At 70.3% G+C, this 20898-nt stretch carries 19 protein-coding genes; 12 read left to right on the forward strand and 7 right to left on the reverse strand.

Annotated elements, in window-relative coordinates:
• The first annotated feature begins 193 nt into the window (after positions 1 to 193).
• Both ACWD35_RS27025 and ACWD35_RS27030 read left to right on the forward strand, forming a co-directional pair.
• Entirely contained in the window at positions 194 to 1477 is a 1284-nt protein-coding gene (locus ACWD35_RS27025) for an alpha/beta hydrolase family protein (protein WP_451353878.1), read from the forward strand.
• 509 nt (positions 1478 to 1986) lie between these two features.
• The gene (locus ACWD35_RS27030; RefSeq protein ID WP_451353879.1) at positions 1987 to 3891 is read left to right on the forward strand and encodes an ArnT family glycosyltransferase; all 1905 of its coding nucleotides are present in this window, start codon (positions 1987 to 1989) and stop codon (positions 3889 to 3891) included.
• A gap of 34 nt (positions 3892 to 3925) precedes the next feature.
• Here the strand turns inward: ACWD35_RS27030 and ACWD35_RS27035 are convergent, their stop codons facing one another.
• The 3 genes from ACWD35_RS27035 to ACWD35_RS27045 all read right to left on the reverse strand — a co-directional run bounded on the left by ACWD35_RS27035 (position 3926) and on the right by ACWD35_RS27045 (position 5428).
• The gene (locus tag ACWD35_RS27035; RefSeq protein WP_451353880.1) at positions 3926 to 4150 is read right to left on the reverse strand and encodes a hypothetical protein; all 225 of its coding nucleotides are present in this window, start codon (positions 4148 to 4150) and stop codon (positions 3926 to 3928) included.
• Positions 4151 to 4502: 352 nt separating this feature from the next.
• Positions 4503 to 4949 carry a MarR family transcriptional regulator gene (locus ACWD35_RS27040; protein ID WP_451353881.1) on the reverse strand — a complete coding sequence of 149 codons (447 nt, stop codon included), beginning with the start codon at positions 4947 to 4949 and terminating at the stop codon, positions 4503 to 4505.
• The gene (locus tag ACWD35_RS27045; protein WP_451353882.1) at positions 4946 to 5428 is read right to left on the reverse strand and encodes a MarR family winged helix-turn-helix transcriptional regulator; all 483 of its coding nucleotides are present in this window, start codon (positions 5426 to 5428) and stop codon (positions 4946 to 4948) included. The genes ACWD35_RS27040 and ACWD35_RS27045 overlap by 4 nt, the downstream gene beginning before the upstream one ends.
• Positions 5429 to 5724: 296 nt before the next feature.
• Here ACWD35_RS27045 and ACWD35_RS27050 point away from each other — a divergent pair, with 296 nt between their 5' ends.
• The 3 genes from ACWD35_RS27050 (at position 5725) to ACWD35_RS27060 (ending at position 8895) form a co-directional block, all read left to right on the forward strand.
• Positions 5725 to 5955 (forward strand): hypothetical protein, encoded by a 231-nt coding sequence (locus tag ACWD35_RS27050; RefSeq protein ID WP_451353883.1) that lies wholly within the window; start codon positions 5725 to 5727, stop codon positions 5953 to 5955.
• Between the two features lie 180 nt (positions 5956 to 6135).
• The gene (locus tag ACWD35_RS27055) at positions 6136 to 7407 is read left to right on the forward strand and encodes a hypothetical protein (RefSeq protein ID WP_451353884.1); all 1272 of its coding nucleotides are present in this window, start codon (positions 6136 to 6138) and stop codon (positions 7405 to 7407) included.
• A 288-nt stretch (positions 7408 to 7695) separates the two neighbouring features.
• On the forward strand, positions 7696 to 8895 hold the full coding sequence (locus tag ACWD35_RS27060; RefSeq protein WP_451353885.1) for a GDSL-type esterase/lipase family protein: 1200 nt from the start codon (positions 7696 to 7698) through the stop codon (positions 8893 to 8895).
• Between the two features lie 241 nt (positions 8896 to 9136).
• On the opposite strand, the gene ACWD35_RS27065 is transcribed toward ACWD35_RS27060, so the two are convergent.
• Positions 9137 to 9937, reverse strand: a complete 801-nt coding sequence (locus tag ACWD35_RS27065; protein ID WP_451353886.1) for a thioesterase family protein — start codon at positions 9935 to 9937, stop codon at positions 9137 to 9139.
• Positions 9938 to 10086: 149 nt separating this feature from the next.
• On the opposite strand from ACWD35_RS27065, the gene msrA reads away from it, so the two are divergent.
• From msrA to ACWD35_RS27085, 4 genes are all read left to right on the forward strand, one after another.
• Positions 10087 to 10608, forward strand: coding sequence for a peptide-methionine (S)-S-oxide reductase MsrA (msrA, locus tag ACWD35_RS27070; protein WP_451353887.1), 522 nt, complete (start codon positions 10087 to 10089; stop codon positions 10606 to 10608).
• Between the two features lie 211 nt (positions 10609 to 10819).
• Complete coding sequence (locus tag ACWD35_RS27075) at positions 10820 to 11506, forward strand: FadR/GntR family transcriptional regulator (RefSeq protein ID WP_451353888.1); 687 nt, start codon at positions 10820 to 10822, stop codon at positions 11504 to 11506.
• Complete coding sequence (locus ACWD35_RS27080) at positions 11503 to 12942, forward strand: hypothetical protein (protein ID WP_451353889.1); 1440 nt, start codon at positions 11503 to 11505, stop codon at positions 12940 to 12942. The genes ACWD35_RS27075 and ACWD35_RS27080 overlap by 4 nt, the downstream gene beginning before the upstream one ends.
• A complete protein-coding gene (locus ACWD35_RS27085) occupies positions 12939 to 14771 on the forward strand; it encodes a GMC family oxidoreductase N-terminal domain-containing protein (RefSeq protein WP_451353890.1) in 1833 nt (610 codons plus the stop codon). Before ACWD35_RS27080 ends, ACWD35_RS27085 begins: the two co-directional genes overlap by 4 nt.
• A gap of 21 nt (positions 14772 to 14792) precedes the next feature.
• Here the strand turns inward: ACWD35_RS27085 and ACWD35_RS27090 are convergent, their stop codons facing one another.
• Both ACWD35_RS27090 and ACWD35_RS27095 read right to left on the reverse strand, forming a co-directional pair.
• Positions 14793 to 16001 (reverse strand): SUKH-4 family immunity protein, encoded by a 1209-nt coding sequence (locus tag ACWD35_RS27090; protein ID WP_451353891.1) that lies wholly within the window; start codon positions 15999 to 16001, stop codon positions 14793 to 14795.
• Positions 16002 to 16109: 108 nt separating this feature from the next.
• Positions 16110 to 16682, reverse strand: a complete 573-nt coding sequence (locus tag ACWD35_RS27095; protein WP_451353892.1) for an SMI1/KNR4 family protein — start codon at positions 16680 to 16682, stop codon at positions 16110 to 16112.
• A 169-nt stretch (positions 16683 to 16851) separates the two neighbouring features.
• Here ACWD35_RS27095 and ACWD35_RS27100 point away from each other — a divergent pair, with 169 nt between their 5' ends.
• From ACWD35_RS27100 to ACWD35_RS27110, 3 genes are all read left to right on the forward strand, one after another.
• Positions 16852 to 17370, forward strand: coding sequence for an AMIN-like domain-containing (lipo)protein (locus tag ACWD35_RS27100; protein ID WP_451353893.1), 519 nt, complete (start codon positions 16852 to 16854; stop codon positions 17368 to 17370).
• A 176-nt stretch (positions 17371 to 17546) separates the two neighbouring features.
• A complete protein-coding gene (locus ACWD35_RS27105) occupies positions 17547 to 18887 on the forward strand; it encodes a diacylglycerol/lipid kinase family protein (protein ID WP_451353894.1) in 1341 nt (446 codons plus the stop codon).
• A 40-nt stretch (positions 18888 to 18927) separates the two neighbouring features.
• The gene (locus ACWD35_RS27110; RefSeq protein ID WP_451353933.1) at positions 18928 to 19506 is read left to right on the forward strand and encodes a phosphatase PAP2 family protein; all 579 of its coding nucleotides are present in this window, start codon (positions 18928 to 18930) and stop codon (positions 19504 to 19506) included.
• A 1-nt stretch (position 19507) separates the two neighbouring features.
• Here ACWD35_RS27110 and ACWD35_RS27115 read toward each other — a convergent pair whose 3' ends face one another.
• A complete protein-coding gene (locus ACWD35_RS27115) occupies positions 19508 to 20806 on the reverse strand; it encodes a phosphatase PAP2 family protein (RefSeq protein ID WP_451353895.1) in 1299 nt (432 codons plus the stop codon).
• Between the last annotated feature and the right edge of the window lie 92 nt (positions 20807 to 20898).

Raw genomic sequence — 20898 nt, forward strand, 5'->3', positions numbered from 1 at the left:
CCGGTGATCCCGGCCGCGGGCAGCCCTCCCCGGGGTCGCGGGTCTCCGAGATAACATTCGGCGTCCCGAACTCCCTTCGCCCGGGCAGCGGTACGGTGTGCCGCACACATTCGTTCGGCCCGTGGCCTTGACCAACCAGGGGAGTTCCATGCAACACCGCCGACCGCGCCACCGCAGCAGACGTATAGCCCGAGTGGTCGGTATCGCAGGCGTGCTGGCCATCGCAGCAAGCGCCGGATTCACGTCGGCCATGGCCACGGGGACGACGCCCCACAAGGCCACGGCCACCGCGTCCGCCAAGACCCCGGACTGGGCGCCCGAGAACGACAGCACGCCACCGCAGAAGTCCGTCCGCCCGGCCTTCACGCCCAAGAAGGGGCTCAGTTCCGCTCTCCAGCTCACGCTTCCCGCGCCGAGCGGGCGCTACCGAGTGGGCACGTTCAGCCAGCACCTCGTCGACACGTCCCGCCCGGACCCGTACGTACCCGGCAGCACGTCGCGCGAGTTGATGGTGACGTACTGGTATCCGGCCTCCTCCACGTCCGGGCGCGCCCAGGCACCGTGGATGCCGTCGGTGTCGGGGGCTCACTTCCTCTACTCACGCGGCATGTCGCCGCAGTGGGTCACGCTGCCGCAGACCGGCGGCCACGCCCTCGCCCCGGTCGATACTTCGCTCGGCAAGCTGCCCGTTGTGTTGTACTCGACCGGGCTGCACTCGCCCCGCGCGATGGGAACCGCGCTCGTCCAGGACCTCGCCAGCCGCGGCTACCTCGTCATCACCGTCGATCACACCCACGACGCCAATGAGGTCGAGTTCCCGGGCGGGCGGCTCGAGGTCGGCGCCATGCCGGCCGGCACGCACTCCTCCGACACGGTCAACGTGCGCGCTCACGACATCCGCTTCGTCATCAACAAGCTCGGCACCATCGCCAACGGCGGCAACCCGGACGTCGACCACGCCAGGCTCCCCTCCGGTCTGCCGCACGCCGTGGACACGTCCCGCATCGGGATGTTCGGCTGGTCGCTGGGCGGCGCCGCGGTCGACACCGCCATGCAGCTCGACCACCGCATCGACGCCGGCGCCAACCTGGACGGCCAGTTCTTCGGCTCCGCGACGGGCAAGGACCTGAGCCGCCCCTTCATGCTCTTCAGTTCCGGCGGCCACAACCGGAACAACGACTCGTCGTGGCGCAAGCTGTGGCCCCACCTCAAGGGATACCGGGTCGACATCCAGCTCCACGGCTCGAAGCACCTGTCGTTCAGCGACAACGAGACGATGGTGCGGCAGGAGGCGGGCCTGCTCGGGCTCTCCGAGGCTCAGTTGCAGCAGCAGTACGGCACGATCGACCCCAACCGAGCGATCAAGATCGAGCGTGTCTACGTCGCCGCCTTCTTCGGCCAGGAGCTGCGCAAGAAGCACAGCACCCTGCTGGACGGACCGGCGAGGAGTTACCCGGAGATCTCCTTCGTCCGCTGACCGGACATCCGGAGAACGGGCCTCGTATGAGAGACCCGTTCTCCGTTCGGGGAGTGATCAGGGCTCTCCCTTGGCAGGCATGACGAAGGAATGCAAGTGTGATTGTCACGTGACCTGATGCGGATAATGTGTGAACTCGCCGAGCAGGCGAGCACTGTTGCCGGTTGAGAGAGGATCCGCTGCCCTGGCCACCGATTCTCTGGCATCACGCCGGCACCGCACCCTCCGCCCGCAGGGCACGCTGCCCGCCGGCAGCGTGGATGCCGACCCGTACCAGCCCCAGGCCCCCGATCTGACGGTGCGGCAACGGCTGTTCGCCGTCTTAGAGAATCTGGCCGCCATCGTCGCCGCCGCTTCGGCTGCAGCCGCTCTGCCGCCAATGCCCCGATCATGCACGGTCTGTCGAGCCGCCTACTGCTGGACGCCACCGACCATGCTCTGCGGCTTCCGGGCCCCCCGCCGCCCGTAATCCGCCGCCCTGCCTGACCACTGATCCAAGGACCTTCCCCATGGCCACCCTTCCCACCGCCCAGTCCACCGGCTCCCACGGGCACCACCGGACATCGCGCCGCCGCGGCGACCGGCCGGAAGATCCTGCGCGCTGGGAGCGCCCGGCGCTCGCCGCGGTCCTGGTCGTCGCCACCTTGCTGTACGGCTGGGGCATCGGGCACGCCGCGATTCACCCCTACTACAGCGCGGCGATACGGTCGATGGCCACCAGCTGGCGCGCTTTCTTCTTCGGCGGTCTCGATCCCAGCGGTTCGATCACCATCGACAAGCTGCCCGGCGCCTTTTGGCCCGAGGCCATCAGCGTCTGGCTCTTCGGCCCGCACACGTGGGCAGCAGCGTTGCCGCAGGTCATCGAGGGCGTGCTCACCGTCTGGCTGCTGCACCGGATCGTGCGGGCCTGGGCGGGGCCGTTCGCCGCGCTGATCGCCGCACTGACACTCACCTTCAGCCCGGTCACCGTAGTACTCAACCGGGCCACCATCCCGGACACCACACTCACTCTGCTGCTGGTGGCAGCTGCCGGCGCCCTGCAGAAGGCAGCGCGGACCGAGCGGCTGCTGCCGCTGATCACCTGCGGCATCTGGGTCGGGCTCGCCTTCCAGGCGAAGATGCTGCAGGCATGGCTGGTGCTGCCGGTCTTCGCCGTCGTCTACCAACTCACCGCGCCCGGCGCCCCGTTGAAGCGGGCTCTGCGCTTCCTGCTGGGCGGGGTGGTCGCGCTGGCCGTCTCGTGCTCGTGGGTGCTGCTGGCCTGGGCGACGCCCGCCGCGGACCGCCCCTACTTCGACGGCACCTCCAACAACAATCCGTTCAGCCTGGTCTTCGGATACAACGGCATGAGCCGCTTCAGCGGCGATCCCACCTCATTCGGTGCCGTTGCGGGCACCGACGCCAGCCGGACGACCGGAAACACCGGCTGGGGAATGCTCATCAACCACACGGTCGGCCCGCAGATCGCCTGGTTCCTGCCGCTCGCCGTGCTCGCCGCCGTACTGGGCCTCGTCTGGCGCTCCCGCGAACCGCGAACCGACCTGCTGCGTACCGGTTTTCTCCTCTGGGGCGGCTGGCTGGCCGTACACGCCGTGGTGTTCAGCGTCTCCAATGGCAACCACCCTTACTACACCGCCGTGATCGCCCCGGCGCTCGCAGCGCTGGCCGGCGGCGGGCTCGCCCTCTTCCGGTCCGAGTACGAGGCGGGCGGACGGCGGCGCATGGCACTTCCGTCGGCCATCGTGCTGACGGCGGCCTGGGCGCTGGTGCTCGACTCGCGGACCGCGTTCGTCTCCTGGCTGCTGCTGCTCGCCGTGCTCTTTGCGATGTGCGGCGCGCTGGGTCTGTGGACCCTCGGGCCGAGCGCCTCCGGCCGGATGGTCCACGGCTCTCTGGCCACCGGAATCGCGGCCACTCTGCTCGTACCTGCCGGCTGGGCCGTCTCCTGCCTCAATCCGCTCTACGCGGGCGCCTCCACCTCGCCGACGGCCGGTCCGGTCGGCAAGACGTACCACAAAGCCGTTCACCACCGATCCGCTCTCCGCCGGGTGGAGCTCGACCGGCCCAGCGGTCGCGACAGCGCCCTCCTCGACTACCTCACCGCGCACCGCCACGGCGAGAAGTACCTGCTCGCCACCCAGGCCGCGTACCCCGCGGAGCGCCTGCTGCGCGCGGCTTCCTACCCCACGCTCGTCATGGGCGGCTTCACCGGCAAGACCCCCTATCCCACAGCCCAGCAGTTGGGCACCCTCGTCACCACTCACCAACTGAGCTACGTGCTGCTCACTCCTCGGCGGCCCACCACCCCCGCCACGAGTTGGGTGAAGTCGCACTGCACGCGCATCCGCTCCGGGGCCTACCACTGGCGCACCAGGGGCAGCTTCGCCCTCTACCATTGCGGCCAGCAGGGCTGAGTGCTTCCGGGGTGTCCGGGGCTACGAAGGCCTGCTACACCTCGCTGGTGGCGAACAGCTCCAGGTGGCCGCACATGGGACAGCGGAACGCCTCTATCTGCCGCCGGGGCCGGCCCATCCGCTTGGCGCCCCCGAAGAACCCCAGCTCCAACGCACCCTCGATCCAGCGCGCGTACCCGCGCGAGTGCTCGCCGGTGTCATCGATGAAGCCTTCCGCCAGACCGACGGTGCCGCATTGGGTGCACGTGTAGTTGTTCATGCGGTGAGTGTAGGAAGCGGTGCGGACGTTCGGGACGGGAGCCATCGACCTGGTCCAGCTGATCTGCTCTGCTCCGCACCTGGCTCAAGTTCCGCTCAGAACAGTGGCATCTGCGAACGGCCCCGGCGGCATGTGAACGGTAGTCACGCGAGTCAGCGCGTTGTCCAAGAGGGGGCGGGCGTGAGCGCGGTCGCGTGAACTGCCCGGGTTGTGCCGCCCGCTGTCGCTGGTCATCACGCCAGTACAGCGGGCGGGCTGCAGCCAGTTCGCGCCGGTCTTGGACAAGAGCCGCGCGCCTCGCAGGGGACGCTGCCGTCCGCGGCTACCTGCCAGCACTGGGCGAGACAGAACCTCAGACGCCGGCCAACTCGGCGTTCGCGCGCTCCGTGATCAGCGCCAACACGCGGCCCGCGACCGCCAGGTCCTCGGCCGGAATGCCGGCGTACAGCCGGGCGGAGATCTCGGCGGTCTCAGCGGTGGTGGTCTCGTGCAACTCCCGTCCGGCATCCGTGAGTCGTATCCGGGACGCCTCCGCCGGGAGCTCTTCCAGCAGCTTCGTGGCCGTCAGCTCCTCGATTACGCCACGCACGACCGACTCGTCGGTCTTCAGCGAGCCGGTGACGTCGGCGACGAGCTCCTCGCGGCCGATGGACTCGCCCGCGACCATGACGGCCCGGAGCGTCACACTCTGGTGGAACGTGGCGCCGTGGCGGGCCAGCACGCCTTCCAGGAGAGCACGCCCGGCATAGTGCGCCAGGGCGATGACCCGGGGATTGACCATGGGTGCGGTGGTGGTCATGACTGCTCCTTGTCGTTCTCGATGTGTGGATCAAGAGGTGCGTCGAGCAGAGTCGCCAGCTCGCGGGTGAACTGCCCTGTGCGCGGGCTGTCCTGTCCCCCGAGCGGCTCCAGCAACTGGTCCAGTAGCCCGTGGACCACCTTGATCGCGCGGCCTGTGACGTCGAACCCTTGCTCGGTGAGCGACAGTTGCATGGCGCGTGGGTCGTTCGGGTCCCGGGTGCGGGCGACGAATCCGGCGGACTCCAGGGCGCGGGCGAGCTTGGAAACGTACAGCGGCTCGAGCCCCGTGTGGTCGGCGAGCCGACGCTGGCTGGGCTGCAGCCCGGAGCGCCGCATGCCGTAGAGCGACGCCATCAACGCGTACTGGGCATGGGTCAGGCCCAGCGGCGCGACCGCCCGGTCGACGGCTACCCGCCACTTCATCGACAAGCGCCAGACCAGGAACCCCGCCGGGGCGTTCTCAGCTGCTGAACTCATGGCACATACGATACATGGCTACTATGTACATGGCTACTATTCCCACGGGCACCCGAAGCGAGATGGCGAGGGCCAGGGCGAGCGGGCGACAGGCACCTCCAACTGACCGACGTCCAGGCTCTGTTACGGCCATCAGAACCCCGCCCGACGTCTCCACTTCATGAGGACCACGCCTGGCGACCACTTGTCGAACACCACCCGACGGAACGTTTCCGGCATGGCCATCACCACTCCGGCTCGCCGCCTCCATCGCCGCCCTCGCCCCCGCGACCCCGGCGTACGCCGCCGCCAACGCTGTGCCGACGTACGAGGTGAAGATCGACCTCACGACGGCGGCGCTCGACGCTTCGCACGCCCCGACCGCGGCCGTGAAGGCGGCCTTCGGGATCACGGGTTCCGCCAAGGCCCGCTCCTACGAGTACTACGACACCGACGCGCTGGACCTCAACGCACAGGGCTGGGACGCCCGGCTCCGTCCCTGCCCGGCATCGCCTTCGGTCCGGCCGCCGCCCTCGCGGGCGCGCTGAAGGGCGAGGTCGGCCTGGCGGGCGGGCTCGCGTTCGGGCCGGCGGCGGGGCTCGCGGAGTCGGCGGCGGTCGAAGGTTCGCCTGCTCGTCATCTCCAGGCCGCCGTTGATGCCATGTCACGCTCCCTGAAGGTCCGTTCACTGGGGCGCCCCCCCTCAACCGGACCTGAAAGAGGGACGCATGTCGCGACGCATGCTGAAGCGCGGGCTTGTCACGCTCGCCGCCGTCGGCCTTGCCTCTTCCGTGATGTCGAACACCACGGCATCGGCAACCGGCACCCCCCTGACACTCGCCGTGTTCGGCGACTCCCCGTACGGCAAGTCGGCGTACGCGCCCGCGGGGCAGACCGCCGACACCTCGCAGTTCCAGAAGACCCCGGCATTCATCGGCACCATCAACAGTGACCCGACGGTCAGCGACGTCATCCACGTGGGCGACATCCACTCGGGCAAGGAGTTCTGCACCGACGACTACGACGCCTCGATCGCGTCCGCGTGGCAGAGCTTCACCAAGCCGCTCGTCTACACGCCGGGCGACAACGAGTGGGCCGACTGCCACAAGGCATCGAGTCTCACCTCGCCCGGCCAGGGCGGCGGCTTCTACGACTCGGCCTCCGGTGCGATCAACTACATCGGCGCGAACGGTCTGTCGACCAACTCGGCGGACTGTGTCAGCTACCACTGCGGCAACCCGCTCGACAACCTCGCCAAGGTCCGGCAGGACTTCTTCGCGCAGCCCGGCCAGACCCTCGGCAGCGGGACACTGAACGTGGTGTCCCAGGCCACCGCGTACGACCCGAACCACCCGGGCGACGCGCAGTACGTCGAGAACGTGATGTGGGCGCAGAACGACATCGTCTTCGTGACCGTCAACGTACCGGGCGGCTCGAACAACGACTCCGACCCCTGGTACAAGGCGCCCTCCGCGACCCAGGCGCAGACCGACGAGCGGACCAACCGGACCGCGGCCGACGTCCGCTGGCTCGATGCCGCCTTCGCCGACGCGCAGGCCCAGCACGCCAAGGCCGTCGTGATCACGGCACAGGCCGACATGTGGGACCTCGACGGCAAGACCAAGAACCACCTGACGAACTACGAGCCGATCATCAACGAGGTGGCGGCGAAGACCACCGAGTTCGGCCGCCCGGTGCTGATGCTCAACGGCGACTCGCACCTTTACCGCTCGGACAACCCGCTGTCGCCGACGGCGGCGTGCACCGGCGAGACGGACCCGGCCACCGGCGCCAGCGTGTGCGCGCACGACCCGGGCAACAACGCGTGGAACGAGCACCCGTACTACAACGTCTCGAACTTCCACCGGATCGTCGTGCACGGCAGCACCACGCCGCTGGAGTGGCTGAAGCTGACCGCAGACCCGAACGCCAACTACGCCGTAACCGACACCACCTACGGCCCCTTCGCCTGGCAGCGGATGCCGCAGCCGCAGCTGTAGAACCGCTGGGACTTCCCCGTGGGGGCTGCACCAGCTCCCACGGGGTGGTGGGCTGTGGCCTTCACCTCGAGCCCCCTCACCGACTTTCGCTCTGCCTCGTTGCGGAAAACAAATTGGTCACGTGGTCGAAAAGCAGCCGTCCGCTACCTAGCGGTAACAAGGCTCGGCATGTCAGATTCCTGCCTGCCACCGGCCGGCGGCCCAACCCTCACCCGCGCGCCAACCCGTCCAGGGGATCTCCCTGCCTGTCTGGAGATGCCCTGGCGTGGCCGAACGACGGAGTTCACCGTGCCCGGATTCCCGCCCTCCCTGGCCCGCGCCCAAGCGCGTGGCCGCGCCCGCTTCCGCAGACGGATCCTCATCGCCCTGACCGCCGCGTCCCTGGTCGGCGCCGGGCTGGCCGCCGCCCCGTCTGCCTCTGCGAGCCCTGGAAACGGGCCCACCGCCCTCGTCTCCATGGGCGACAGCTACATATCCGGCGAGGCCGGCCGGTGGCGCGGCAACAGCCTCGACAACAGCGGCAGCCGCAACGGGACCGACCGGGCCTGGACCGGCAGCACGTACGATCCGACGCTCGTGTACGGCGACACCGCCGCGAACGGCTGTCACCGCTCCGACTCCGCCGAGGTCAACAGCGCCACCGGCACCGGGGTCCAAGCGTCCGTCAACCTCGCCTGCTCCGGCGCGACCACGGCCAACGTCTTCCGCTCCGTCGCGGGCGGCCAGTCGTACAAGGGCGAGGCGCCACAGGCCGACCGCCTCGCCACCGTCGCCCAGTCGTACGACGTCAAGGCCATCGCCCTGTCCATCGGCGGCAACGACCTCGGCTTCAGCGACGTCATCGCGACGTGCGCGAAGGACTACATCGTCTGGTATTCGTACTGCTATGACGACCAGCAGGCGGTCGTGGACTCGAAGATCGACGCCGCGATGGCCGATGTCGGCAAGAGCATCGACGAGATCCGTACGGTGATGAGCGCGGCCGGATACGGTTCCGGTTCGTACCGGATCATCCTCCAGTCCTACCCCTCCCCCATCCCGCGCGGCGCCGAGAACCGCTACAGCGAGAGCGGCTGGTCCCGTGTCAGCACCGGCGGCTGCCCGTTCTGGAACAAGGACTCCGACTGGGCCCGTGACTCCCTCGTCCCGCAGATCGCAGGCCGGTTGCGCCAGGTCGCCACCTCCAAGGGCGTCGAGTTCCTCGACCTGAGCGACATGCTCCAGGGCCGTGAGGTGTGCGCCAAGACGAGCAGCCTGGTCACCTCGACGCAGGCGCCGTCCGCCACCGGGAGCGAATGGGCCCGCTGGATCGACAGCAACGAGACCCAGGGCCCCGTCCAGGAGTCCATGCACCCCAACTACTACGGCCAACTCGCTCAGGGCCGCTGCCTCACCCTGGCCTACGCGGAAACGCCGGGCGGCAACCACAGCTGCCGCAACACACCCGGGGCCGGAACCTCGGGAATGTACCTGACCACCACACCCTGATAACCCGCACTCCCCCCACGGGCTTGAGGCTCGATGCCTCAGTGGGTGCCCTGGGCTCGGCTCGTTGATTCAGCGAACGGCCCAGGGCGCCGCCGGGCACGGCGGGATACGCCGGCACGCATCGCGCCCGTCCAGCCGGGTGTCCTCGACCCAGCCGTACCACGGGCAGCGCCGCCTTGCGACGGCCGGATGCCGGGCCACGTCGGCTTCAGTCTCCGCCGGCTTCGCCACGCCCGCTGTCTCAGTCGCGTGCGGCCACGTACAGGCTCTGGGTACTGCGGCCGAGCGGGCCCTTCTCGTCGTGCAGGGCCGACTCCGCCAGGCCGATGCCCGCGCCGTCCACCGTCGTCCGGGCGTCCAGACAGACCCACTCGCCCACGGGGTGGCGGTGCAGGCTGACGGTGAGGTCGGCATTGATGAAGACGTAGCGCTGGAAGTCCAGCTCGGCGCTGACGCCGTTGCCCGAGTCGGCAGCCGTCAGCACCCGGCTGAGCGGCGTGATCTCCTCGCCCGCGACCAGGGGCACCCTCATGCGCATCCACGCTGTGGCCGGGCCGGACTCGAGGAACGAACCCGCGGCGAAGCGCAGTTCCATGGCGGTGTGGTAGCCCTGGTCCCACGGGACCGGGAAGAACGCCTGCGCGGATGCGGCCCCGGGCCCGGGCACCTGCGGGCCCCGCGCCACCTCCGGCACCGACCCCGGCGCGGTCTTCATCAGCAGAGCCGTCGCCCGCATCACCTCCTGGCCGCCGTCGGGTGTCAGAGCGACCTCCACGAGCTCGACGCTGCGCCCGGCGCGCAGCACGCGCGTGGCCACGGTCAGCGGCCGTATCGGGACCGGGCGCATGATCTCGTACGTGAGCCGGACGACCCGCATGTCCGGCCGACCGCCCGGCCGCTGCTCGACGGCGAGAGCGAGCAGTGCGGCCGGCGGGCCGGCGTGCTGGGAGGCTGCGTCCCAGGGCCCCCGGGTGTAAGCGGTGGGCACGAAGCGGTCCGCGGCCTCCCGCTCGTAGAAGGCCTCGGCTTCCGACACCGTCATGGCTGTCCCTCCTGTCACGCGGACTCTCCGCCCCCGCCATGATACTAAGCGCTTGCTTATAGTGCTGGGAGATCGCAGTAAGGTGGATGAACGTGCAGTGGGCACGTCAGCGACCGTGCCGGGTCGGCTCGAATACGAGGGAGCAGACGATGACAGTGGGAACCGAGCGAGCCGTGCTTGCGGGTGGCTGCTTCTGGGGTATGCAGGACCTGATCCGCAAGCAGCCGGGCGTGGTGTCCACCCGTGTCGGGTACTCCGGCGGGGACACGCCGAACGCCACGTACCGTAACCACGGGGACCACGCCGAGGCCATCGAGATCCTCTTCGATCCCACGGCCACGAGCTACCGCGAGATCCTGGAGTTCTTCTTCCAGATCCACGACCCGACCACGAAGGACCGCCAGGGCAACGACATCGGCCGTAGCTACCGGTCCGCCATCTACTACAGCGACGAAGATCAGCACACCGTCGCCGTGGACACGATCGCGGACGTCGAGGCGAGCGGGCTGTGGCCGGGGAAGGTGGTCACGGAGGTCGAGCCGGTGAGCGACTTCTGGGAGGCCGAGCCCGAGCACCAGGACTACCTGGAGCGCTACCCGAACGGCTACACGTGCCACTTCCCGCGCCCCGGCTGGAAGCTGCCGCGTCGAGCCTCGTCCGGGACGGACTGAGGTCGCAGCCACCCCGTCGGTGGCGACAGACACGGCCCGGCCGCCTCGGCCGCTGGGCCGTGTCGCCCGTGGGCCGGCACCGCTGAGGTTCATCTGACCTTGGTCTGCGGCGAGTCGGGCCGCGGGAAGTGCAGCTGGCCGGTGCACGGCCATTGACTCCGCCGACACCTGTTGGTTGAGTGGCTGATCCACTCAGCCACTGGAGGACGGCGTGGAGGCACTCCCCCGCGAGACCATCGTCGATGTCCTGGAGAACCGTCTGCGTGAGGACATCCTCACCGGACGCCACCCGGCAGGCAGTTACCTGCCCCCGGAGCGCACACTGGCAGGCGGCTACGGCGTCACCCGCACCACCCTCAAGCACGCCTTCGGGCGTCTGGCGCAGGCCGGACTGCTGGAGACCCGGCACGGCGTCGGCACCCGCGTACGGGACTACCTGCGCCTCGGCGGCGCCGACCTGCTGCCGATGCTCGTACGGCACAGCCCCGACTGGATCGGCGAGGTCTTCGAAGTGCGGCGCAGCATCGGAGCGTTGATCGCCGAGCGCGCCGCGGCCCGGGCGACCGACCGGCAACGGGCCGAGCTGCGCTCCCTGTTGACGGCCGTGGGGGAAGCGGCGGACCCGGATGCCGTACAGCTCGCGGACATCGAGGTCCACCGGGCCCTGGCCCGCGCCACCGGCAACCGCGTCTACGTCCTGCTGACCAACACCCTGTTCAACGCCTACCTGCCGGTGCGTGCCGCGCTCAGGGGGCCGTTCACGGACGCCGAAGTGGCCCGCGTGCGCCTGGAGTCGGTGGTCGATGCCGTTGTGGCCGGTGACGAGCCCGGCGCCCGGGCCGCGGCCGAGCAGTATCTGACCGCGACCGAGCGGATCATGCTGGAGGGGCTGGCATGAGCGCGGACCCGACCTCACGCACGAAAGCCGGCAACGGCTCCCCCGCCCGCGGCACCGTCTTCAGCGAGACGATGTCCGGCACCCTGCGCCTGGACGACGAGGATCGCACCCGCCGGGTCCGCCTCGATCTGACGGTCTCGGCGGACGGCTTCCTGCGGCTCCTGGGTACGACCGAGGCCCGCGCCACCGGCCGGATACGCATCGCCGGCTGGGCCGACGACCCGTACGCCGAGGGTGAGTTGGAGATCTCGCCGCTGGCGCGACGCCGTATCCGCTACCGCATCACATTCGCCGCCAACGGCCGCCGGCTCACCCTCGACGGCTGGAAGTCCATCACCGCGCGCCGGCCCGTGGCCTCGATGACCGTGCTGCCATACACCCTCTACGAGGACGGCGCGCGGATCGGCACGGGCACCCTGCGCTTTCCCCTCGGCACGCAACTCCTCCCGTTCCTGGCCGGCTTCCGCTTCCCGCGCCGGGAGGATCCCGGTGCCTTCCTCGCGTCCCGCTGGCGTGGAGAGCCGGGCCGTACCGAGGTCTGGTACACCACCCTCACCGACCCGGACAGCGGCAGTGGGCTGTGGCTGCACCACGAACTGACCGCTCCCGCCGACGGATCCGCGCCCTACGCCCACGGCTGGGCCGCGGTCTTCCCCAAGGACGGCCCCGTACGGCACGCCCGGTTCGGCTCCGCCGAATGGACTGCCGATGCGTCCGGTTTCAGTGCCGACGGTGTCGCCGTACGGCCTGGTCGCCTGTCCGGAACGGCCGAGGGCGGTGCGCTGCGCTGGAACCTGACCGAACGGATCGCGGACGAGCCGCTGTTCACCTTCCCGCGCTGGTCCTGGCGCCGACCGGTACTGCCGGCCGCCCAGATGCTGCCTGGTGCCCGAGCCCTCTATGACGGCAGCTTCACCCTTGACGACACGACGCTGACGCTCGCCGCGGCCCCTGGTGCCTCGGCCCGGATCTACGGTCACGGCAACGCCCGCCGCTGGGCCTGGCTGCACGCCGACCTCGGTGGCGGAGACGTTCTGGAGATCGTGGCCGCCGTCTCGATGCGCCCGGGCCTACGCGCGCTTCCCCCTTTGGTCTTCCTCCGGCTGCGCAGGCAGGGCCGCACATGGCCCCGCCGGCCAGAGCGGCCAGCTGTCGGGTGGGCCGGCGTGTGGCGTTTCCGGGCCGGTATCTCCTTGCCCACCTGGACAGTCACGGGCCGCGCCGGTCTTCGCCGGATCCGGGTCGAGGTGACGCAGCCCGCTGACCGTACCCTCACCCTGGACTACACCGACCCCGACGGCCGGCACGCGACGTGCCGCAACAGCGAACGCGCCGACGCGTACGTCCTGCTCGAACGGTGGTGGTTCGGCGGCTGGCGTACCGAGGCCGAATGGACGCTGGACGGCACGGCCCACGCGGAGGTGGGTACACGATGAGTCTCACCGGCTTGGTGGCCGCCCTCATCGCCGACGACGGCACCACCGACTGGCCTCGGCGTGTCCCCGCCAGACTGGAGAGGGTCCTCGACGCGATGCCGTTCGCCGCCCGGACCGGCCTCCGGGCAGCGGCACGCGGGGTGGACGCCTACGCCATGGCCCGCACCGGACGCACCCTGGCCGCGCTCACCACGTCCGAACGGGAGGCCGTACTGGGCGAACTGGCCGCCCGGCCGACGCTCCTCCCCCTCCTGGACGTCCTCAAGGTGCCCGTCCTTCTGGCGGCCGGGACCGAGCGGATGCTCCAGGCCGGTCCCGCCCCGCGCGGCCTCACCCGCCAGGACCTGCCGCTCGACCTGACGCCCGCTCCCGACTGGCCCGCCCGCTCCACCGCCGACGCCGTGGTCATCGGCTCGGGCGCGGGCGGGGCGATGGCCGCGCGGACCCTGGCCCGGGCCGGACTCGACGTCGTCGTCCTCGAAGAAGGGCAGCACCACTCCACCGAGTCGTTCGGCCGGCGCACGCCCCTCGACCGGTTCACCGCGCTGTACCGGGACGGTGGAGCGAGTGTCGCCGTCGGGAGACCACCGCTGCTGCTGCCGACGGGCCGAGCCGTCGGCGGCACCACGGTCGTCAACTCCGGTACCTGCTACCGCACTCCGGGCCACGTCCTCACCCACTGGAGCAACGGCCTGGGATTCACCCTCGCCGACGGCTTCGACCGCCATCTGGACGAGGTCGAGCGGACCCTGCGAGTGGCCACCCAACCCGTCGACGTCCTCGGCAACAACGGGCGCATCGCGCTCGCCGGAGCCCGCGAGCTGGGCTGGCAGGCGGCACCCCTGCGCCGCAACGCGCCCGGCTGCCAGGGCTCCTGCCAGTGCGTGGTCGGCTGCCCGACCGGCGCCAAACAGAGCGTGCAGCTGTCCGTGCTGCCCGACGCCTGTGCCGCCGGGGCCCGCATCGTCACGGAAGCGCGGGTGAAGCGCATCCTCGTCGACGCGGACCGGCCGGGCGGCCCGCGGGCGGCAGGGGTGCGCGTACGACGGGAGCACGGCGAGTTCGAGATCCTCGCCCCCCTGGTCGTCGTCGCGGCAGGCGCGCTGCAGTCCCCGCCGCTGCTGCGCCGCTCCGGCCTCGGCCGGCACCCTCGCCTCGGCCGCAACCTCAGCGTCCACCCGGCCACGAGCGTCGCCGGGCGCTTCGCCGAACCGGTGACCGCCTGGGAGGGCGTGCTGCAGAGCGTCGGAATGGAGGAGCATCACGCGGACGGCGTCCTCATCGAGGCCACCGCCACCCCGCCCGGCATGGGCTCATTCATCCTCCCCGGACTGGGCGACGAACTGCGCCGCGAACTGGAGCACGCCGACCGGCTCGCCACGCTCGGCGCGATGATCGCCGACCGTCCCTCCGGTCATGTCCTCGGCCGTGACCGCACGCTGGTCCGTTACGACGTGGACCGCCGCGACGCGGGGCGCCTGATACGGGCCGTCCGCGCCATGGGCGAGCTGCTGTTCGCAGCGGGTGCCGAGGAAGTACTCACCGGCATCCCCACCACACCTCGCGTAGGCAGCCTCGCGGAACTGGACGCCGTCCTCGCGGGGACGAGCGTTCGGCGCCTCCATCTGTCCGCCTACCACCCCACCGGGACGGTTGCCGCGGGCGCGAACGCGCAGGACTTTCCCGCCGACCCGCTGGGCCGGCTCCGCGGAGTGCACGGCGTACTGATCGCGGATGCCTCAGTGCTCCCCAGCTGCCCGCAGGTCAACCCCCAACTGAGCGTCATGGCCGCGGCCCTGGCGATCGCGGAGGCGCATCTGCGTGCATGAGAGCCACCATGCGTGGCACTGTCAGAGCACGCCGCCGGCCTCATCGTGGAAGACCTCTGGCCAGTACCGGTAGTCGTCCGGGCCCTCTGCAGGGCGGCAGGCCGTCGGGTCGACCGAAGCCAGCACCTCGATCATGGTGTCTGCGAGCTGGTGATAGAAGTCCCCGGTGAAGTTGTGCTCCTTGTCGAGGTCCTGTTCCCGCTGGTGCAGCCAGAGCGTGAAGGCGAGCGTGGAGATGTCGGCGTTGACCGGCACGATGTGGTCGGCACCCAGCTCCGTGTGGAACAGGGCACCGGTCCGGCCGTCGATGAGGATGTCGAAGTCGTGGACCAGCCCGCCGAGGACCACCAGGTGCTCCGCGTCCGCCGGCAACTGCTCGCTGCCGTCCCACAGATGGGCGTGCTGAGGATTGCTCCGCGACTCGGCCCAGTCCTGCGGGAGCGTGGCCAGCGGCTCCGGCTCGGGGCCGTAGAACATGAACCCCTCACCGGGCAGGCCCACTTCGGTCAGGAAGCGGCGGGTCGGCGTGTGGTTGAGGGCAGACGGCAGCTGGTCGTCCGTGAGCCGCACCATGTTCTCGGCCCCGAACACCCCGTCCAGCAGACCTTCCGGCAGCTCCAGTGCCAGCCCGTGCCCCGGCCCGGCGATCAGGCCGAGCGGACGCATCACCGCCGCGATCCGCCAGAACACCGGTATCGGATTGTCCCAGTCGGTCCTCCGGCCGCCCGGACCCCAGCCGTCCTCGTCCCACACTTCCGCGGCAAACACCGCGGTCAGCAGCCGCTCCGCCTCCCGCACCGCCTCGGGGCCCGACCGCCCCGCCAGGGCGGCGAACCTGCCGCGCAGGCCCCGGAATTCGTCCACCGCGGCGAGGAAGCGGGCCAGTGCCCCGACCGACGGTGCCAGCGGGAACAGCTCCGCGCCGCCCGGCGACTTCTCGTAGAGCCACATGCTGAACACTCGGCCGGTGACGCCGTCGAGGACGACCTCCTCGCCCTCCTCGTCCCCCTCGACGATCAGGCGGCCGATCAACAGCAGCCCTGCGAGATCCGGATCGAGCTCCGCCGGGTCACCGCCCAGTACGGCCAGATACTCATGAATGGTCAGCAGCGACGGCCCGGTGAGCGGGCGGAAGTTGACCAGACCGTGGCCGTCCAGCCGCTCTCCCTGGGCCAGGGCTCGGCGGGTCGGCTCGTGGACAATCGACGGGTGCAGTGCGTGGCTTGGCATGACAACGCTGGTCGCGGACATGGTTCCCCCGTGCTGTGAGGTCGAGCGATGGCTCCACCATAGGAGGGCCCACTGACAATCCACCGGTCGAAGCCCGCTGCGTCCCGGTCAGTGGAAGGCCCGGTCCGCATCGCACGGGCTCTCCAGCCATTCGGTGTACCAGGCGCGGAAGCTGGGGCTCACCGGAACGAAGCCGCTCCAGTCCGGATCGATCTGCCAGATCTCACCGGCTCGTGGGCCGTTCAGGACCAGCCGGAGGTAGCTGCCGCAGCCCTGTTCGGCCAGCATGAGCGTTCCCGGCAGCAGAGCGGCCAGTGCGCCGATCCGGCCGGGCAGGGGTTCGGTGAGGGGGAACGGCTCGGCAAGTCGGCCCGGCAGGCGGTCTTCCTCCCACTCATCGTCCACCGCCCACTCCTCGCCGGCCTCCGGACGAGGGACGGTCAACGGCATCAATCCGTGGCAGGGACCGGCGGGACCGTTGCCCACCTCCGCGACGAAGGACCGGTACTCCGTCGGCAGATCGATGCCGTGGGTTTCCTCGAACGCCCGGATCTCAGCATCCGGCAGCGCAGGCGCCAGCTCGTACCGGTGCGTGGCTGCCCCGAAGCGCTCCCGCCGCGGGTCCCGTGCCGCCATCTCCCGTATCCGAGCGCGTACGCCGTCCCCGTCCCAGCTCACCATCCGGTGACTGTAACAACGGCGCGTCGCGGGGCAGGCGCTCGGTGAAACCGCCGTCGCTGGATCATGGGGCGCGGCCAAATATGTCCGCAAGACGATGCAACCGTACGGTTCAGCCGAATGTCCCCCATAGTGACATCACTGTCCCCATACAGGAAGATCGGGGGGCGATATGCAACACCACCCGCGCCGCGCGGCCGTCGCCGCGGGCCTCCTTCTCACCGCAGCCGTCGGCGCCACGATTCCCGCCTCGGCCGCCACGCAGACCGGGACAACCACGCAGACCCCGGCAACCGCACTCGTCGTCAACGCCCGATGGGGCGGGCACTGCACCTTCGACCGGCTCGTCATCGACGTCCGCGGCAGCATGCCCAAGGTCACCGTGGCTCCGGTCAGGGAACTGCGCTACGACGCCTCCGGGGAGCGGGTCCCGCTGCCCGGCAAGCACTTCCTTCAGATAAGGCTCTCTCCAGCCGCCGCGCACAACGCGGCAGGACAGTCGGTGTACCGAGGACCCCGGCTGGTGAAGATCCGTCTTCCCCAGCTCAGGGGCCTCGCCCTGACCGGCGACTTCGAAGGGGTGGTCGGCTTCGGAGCCGCCTTCCACACCAAGCCCGACTACCACACCTTCAAGCTCCACTCCCCGGAACGCTTCGTCCTCGACGTCAGGCACGCCAATAGCTGTGCCTGACCCAGTGCGGCAGGTCGGGGGGCACCCATGGGGGTGTCCCCCGCTGCACACTCCCGCCGGGCCGGCATGCCCCCGCGATCGCCGGTGGGGGATGAGCCCGGACGGCGACGCGCGGATGATCTGCTGCTGTAAGAGGATGAACACGACGTGGGGAGGACGACATAGACAGGACGCGGATGAGGGGCTCCGACGAGGGCCGGGCCGCGCGGCTGCTCGCGCTTTGCGCCGTGCTGGCGGCGATAGGCGCCGTGGTCGTGCTGCTGACAGCGCTGGCAGAGGGCGGGCTGTGGATCATCGGGGCCGGTTTCCTCGGGCTGATCGTATGCGCCTGTGGCATCTGGTGGTTCCTGGCGCACCGCGGCGCGGTGCGGCTGTTCGGGGCGCTCGTCGCGGTCGCCGCACCCATCGGCGTCCTGGTGCTCTTCGTGCAAGGCAGCCTGTGGCTGACGGCACTGGTCTCGAGCCTGTGCTGGAGCGCGACGCTGGCCTGTGCCCGGGCGGCGCTGCACAGGTCGCGTCCGGAGCGGGCCATGCGGGCGACTGCCGCGGCCCGGCCGAAGCGGCCGGTCCTCATCATGAATCCGAAGTCCGGAGGCGGAAAGGTCGACCGCTTCGGGCTCGTCGAGCGGGCGGAGGAGCTGGGCGCGCGGGTGATCCTGCTCGACCCGTCCGTCCCGACCGACGTCGCCGCGCTGGCTCGCAAGGCCGTCGCCGAGGGCGCGGACCTGCTCGGCGTGGCGGGCGGCGACGGCACCCAGGCGCTGGTCGCGGCGGTCGCCGCCGCGCACAACCTGCCGTTCCTGGTGGTCAGCGCCGGCACCCGCAACCACTTCGCCATGGACCTCGGCCTCGACGGGTCCGACCCGACCCGCTGCCTCGACGCGCTGACCGACGGCGAGGAGCTCAGGGTCGATCTCGGCGACGTCGCGGGTCGCGCCTTCGTGAACACGGTGTCGTTCGGGGTGTACGCGGACGTCGTGCAGCGCCCCGAGTACCGCGACGACAAGGCGGGCACGGTGCTGAACCTGATGCCGGACCTGCTGGTCGGCGAGGGGGTACGGCTGCTCGACGCGCGGGTCGACGACACCGCGCTCCTGGCCCAGCAGGCGCTGCTGGTCAGCAACAACCCGTACGCCTCCCCCGACGAGCTCAGCGGCGGCCGTCGGCCCCGGCTCGACGGCGGTGAGCTGGGCGTGCTGGGGATCCGGGTGGAGGGCGCGGCGCAGGCCGCGGACCTGGCCGTACGGGGCTCGCGCTCCACGGGGCTGACCGTCATGACCGCGCAGCGGGTCGAGGTGACCGCCGAGGCGGACGAGATTCCCGTGGCGGTGGACGGCGAGGCGCTGCAGATGCCCACGCCGGTCGGGTGCTCGCTGCGCCGGGGCGCACTGCGGGTCCTGGTGCCGCGCGACCGTCCGGGCGTCGTGGTTCCCGCGCCGCCCGTGAACTGGCGGCAGCTCGTCGACCTCGCGTTCGGCCGCACCGAGCGAACGTCCGAAGGAGAGACCCGTGCCTGACGGGAACACCGCCGCGCCCGCCGCATCGGTCCGCCGGACCGTGGCAGCGGCCCGGTCCGCCGTGGCCGCCGTGCTCGGCGACCTCCATGCGATCGACGGGGCCCTGTACGCGGCGGTGGCCGCCACCCCCACGCCGACGCTGGACCGCGCACTGCGGCGGCTGTCGCACGCGGCCGACCACTCGAAGTTGTCGCTGACCGTCGCGGCGGGCCTCGCCCTCAGGCCCGGCCGTCCCCGTCGCGCGGCGGTGGCCGGGGTCGGCGCGGTCGCGCTGGCCTCGGCTGCGGCGAACCTGTTCGGCAAGCGGCTGGTCCGCCGGCGGCGGCCCGACCGGGAACGGGCCCGGGTGGTCGTGGACCGGCACGTGCCGATGCCGAAGTCGGCGTCCTTCCCGTCCGGCCACACGGCATCGGCGACCGCGTTCGCCACCGCCGTCGGCGTCGTGCTGCCCCCGGCCGCGGTGCCGCTCGGGGCGCTGGCGGTCGCCGTCGGCTACTCCCGGGTCCACACGGGCGTGCATTACCCCGGCGACGTCGCGGCCGGCGCGGTCCTCGGCTTTGCGGCCGCGGCAGCGTCCCTTGCCGTCGTGCAGGTTCCGCTGCACCACTTCACGATGTGACTCAAGCCGGTTCGGGTTGCGGTTCCAATTGCCGCACCGGTGCGGCCTTCGGTTCCCACAGTTTGGTGGTCTGCACGTAGCCATAGACCACTGAGGTCATCGCCAGAATGAGAAGTGGCCCGAACACCCACGGATGTTCGGCCATCTGCATCGGCAGATAGCGATACGACACCAGGAGCGCGGCGAAGACCGTTGCGCCATGGGCGACCAGCTGGATTCGTGACCGATCCCAGCCGCGTTCGGCCGAGCGCAGGGCTGCCTCGATCGTGAGCGCGAACACCACGCCGGCAATGAGATCCGCGCCGTAGTGATAGCCGAATCCCAGCGTTGCACCGAGCGTGGATATCAGCCAGAACACGCCTGCGAATCGCAGAATCCGTGGGCCCTTGCGGGAATGAATGAAGATCGTGGTGGCCCACGCCGTGTGCAGGCTGGGCATGCAGTTGCGTGGGGTGACCTCGTCGAACAGCATCTGGTGCGGGGCATTGATCGGCGGCGGCGTGTCCGGCCACAGGTTGGCCAACGCCCAGTGCCCGCCGCCGGTGCCGAAGGCTCCGGGGCCGTAGGCGAAGACCGGTCCGACCACCGGGAAGATCATGTAGATGGCCGGCCCCACGAGGCCGATCGCCAGAAAGGTGCGCACCAGATGGTGGCTCGGGAAGCGGCGCTCGACCGCCACGTTGCGCAGCTGGTACAGCGCGACGACGACCGCGGCCACCGCGAGCTGAACGTAGACGAAGTCGAGAACATGGGGGCCGATCGGACCGGTGGCCCTGACGATCCTTCCTGCCAGCCACGACGGGTTGCCCAGCGCATGATCGGCGGTCGCCACGTACTGGTCGAGCACCGCCGGGCGGGTCTTCGACGTGATGAGTAGCCAGGTGTCGCCGGTCTTGCGGCCGGCCACCAGCAACAGGCCCAGCCCGACGCCCTTCAACAGCAGGGCACGTTCGTGGCCCGTGCGGCGCGTGACCGCGATGACCGCACAGCCCAACATCACCCACAACGCGCCGTTGCCGAAGGGGTGGCCGTCGGTCACCTCGACGCCGAGCGCCCACCGCACCAACACGAAGGCGACGTCGATGCCGATCGCGACACCGGCTGCAATGAACCGTTGCCGCCAGGTGAGTACCACCATCATCAACGCCATACTGGCGTACAGGAGGAAACCCGATTTAGGCGGAAATATCACCTCTCGCACCTGATTGGTGATCGGCCCCGGCAGGCCGTAGTGACGCGACGCGATCTCCAGCGCGACGAGAAATCCGAGGGCCACCACACCTGCCGCGCACCACAGCATCGTCCGTGGTTGGCGCCACGCGGCGAAATCAATTCTGGATATCAATTATTTGGCCGATTTGTTAGATATTGGTCGAATAGATCACTTTTCAT

This window comes from Streptomyces sp. NPDC002671, from assembly GCF_053592475.1.

Bases quoted from the DNA above. Each gene is read 5' to 3' on its own strand.
- ACWD35_RS27030 (WP_451353879.1), top strand. From the start codon at position 1,987: ATGGCCACCCTTCCCACCGCCCAGTCCACCGGCTCCCACGGGCACCAC.
- ACWD35_RS27035 (WP_451353880.1), bottom strand. From the start codon at position 4,150: ATGAACAACTACACGTGCACCCAATGCGGCACCGTCGGTCTGGCGGAA.
- ACWD35_RS27040 (WP_451353881.1), bottom strand. From the start codon at position 4,949: ATGACCACCACCGCACCCATGGTCAATCCCCGGGTCATCGCCCTGGCG.
- ACWD35_RS27045 (WP_451353882.1), bottom strand. From the start codon at position 5,428: ATGAGTTCAGCAGCTGAGAACGCCCCGGCGGGGTTCCTGGTCTGGCGC.
- ACWD35_RS27055 (WP_451353884.1), top strand. From the start codon at position 6,136: ATGTCGCGACGCATGCTGAAGCGCGGGCTTGTCACGCTCGCCGCCGTC.
- ACWD35_RS27065 (WP_451353886.1), bottom strand. From the start codon at position 9,937: ATGACGGTGTCGGAAGCCGAGGCCTTCTACGAGCGGGAGGCCGCGGAC.
- msrA (WP_451353887.1), top strand. From the start codon at position 10,087: ATGACAGTGGGAACCGAGCGAGCCGTGCTTGCGGGTGGCTGCTTCTGG.
- ACWD35_RS27080 (WP_451353889.1), top strand. From the start codon at position 11,503: ATGAGCGCGGACCCGACCTCACGCACGAAAGCCGGCAACGGCTCCCCC.
- ACWD35_RS27085 (WP_451353890.1), top strand. From the start codon at position 12,939: ATGAGTCTCACCGGCTTGGTGGCCGCCCTCATCGCCGACGACGGCACC.
- ACWD35_RS27090 (WP_451353891.1), bottom strand. From the start codon at position 16,001: ATGCCAAGCCACGCACTGCACCCGTCGATTGTCCACGAGCCGACCCGC.
- ACWD35_RS27095 (WP_451353892.1), bottom strand. From the start codon at position 16,682: ATGGTGAGCTGGGACGGGGACGGCGTACGCGCTCGGATACGGGAGATG.
- ACWD35_RS27100 (WP_451353893.1), top strand. From the start codon at position 16,852: ATGCAACACCACCCGCGCCGCGCGGCCGTCGCCGCGGGCCTCCTTCTC.
- ACWD35_RS27105 (WP_451353894.1), top strand. From the start codon at position 17,547: ATGAGGGGCTCCGACGAGGGCCGGGCCGCGCGGCTGCTCGCGCTTTGC.
- ACWD35_RS27115 (WP_451353895.1), bottom strand. From the start codon at position 20,806: ATGCTGTGGTGCGCGGCAGGTGTGGTGGCCCTCGGATTTCTCGTCGCG.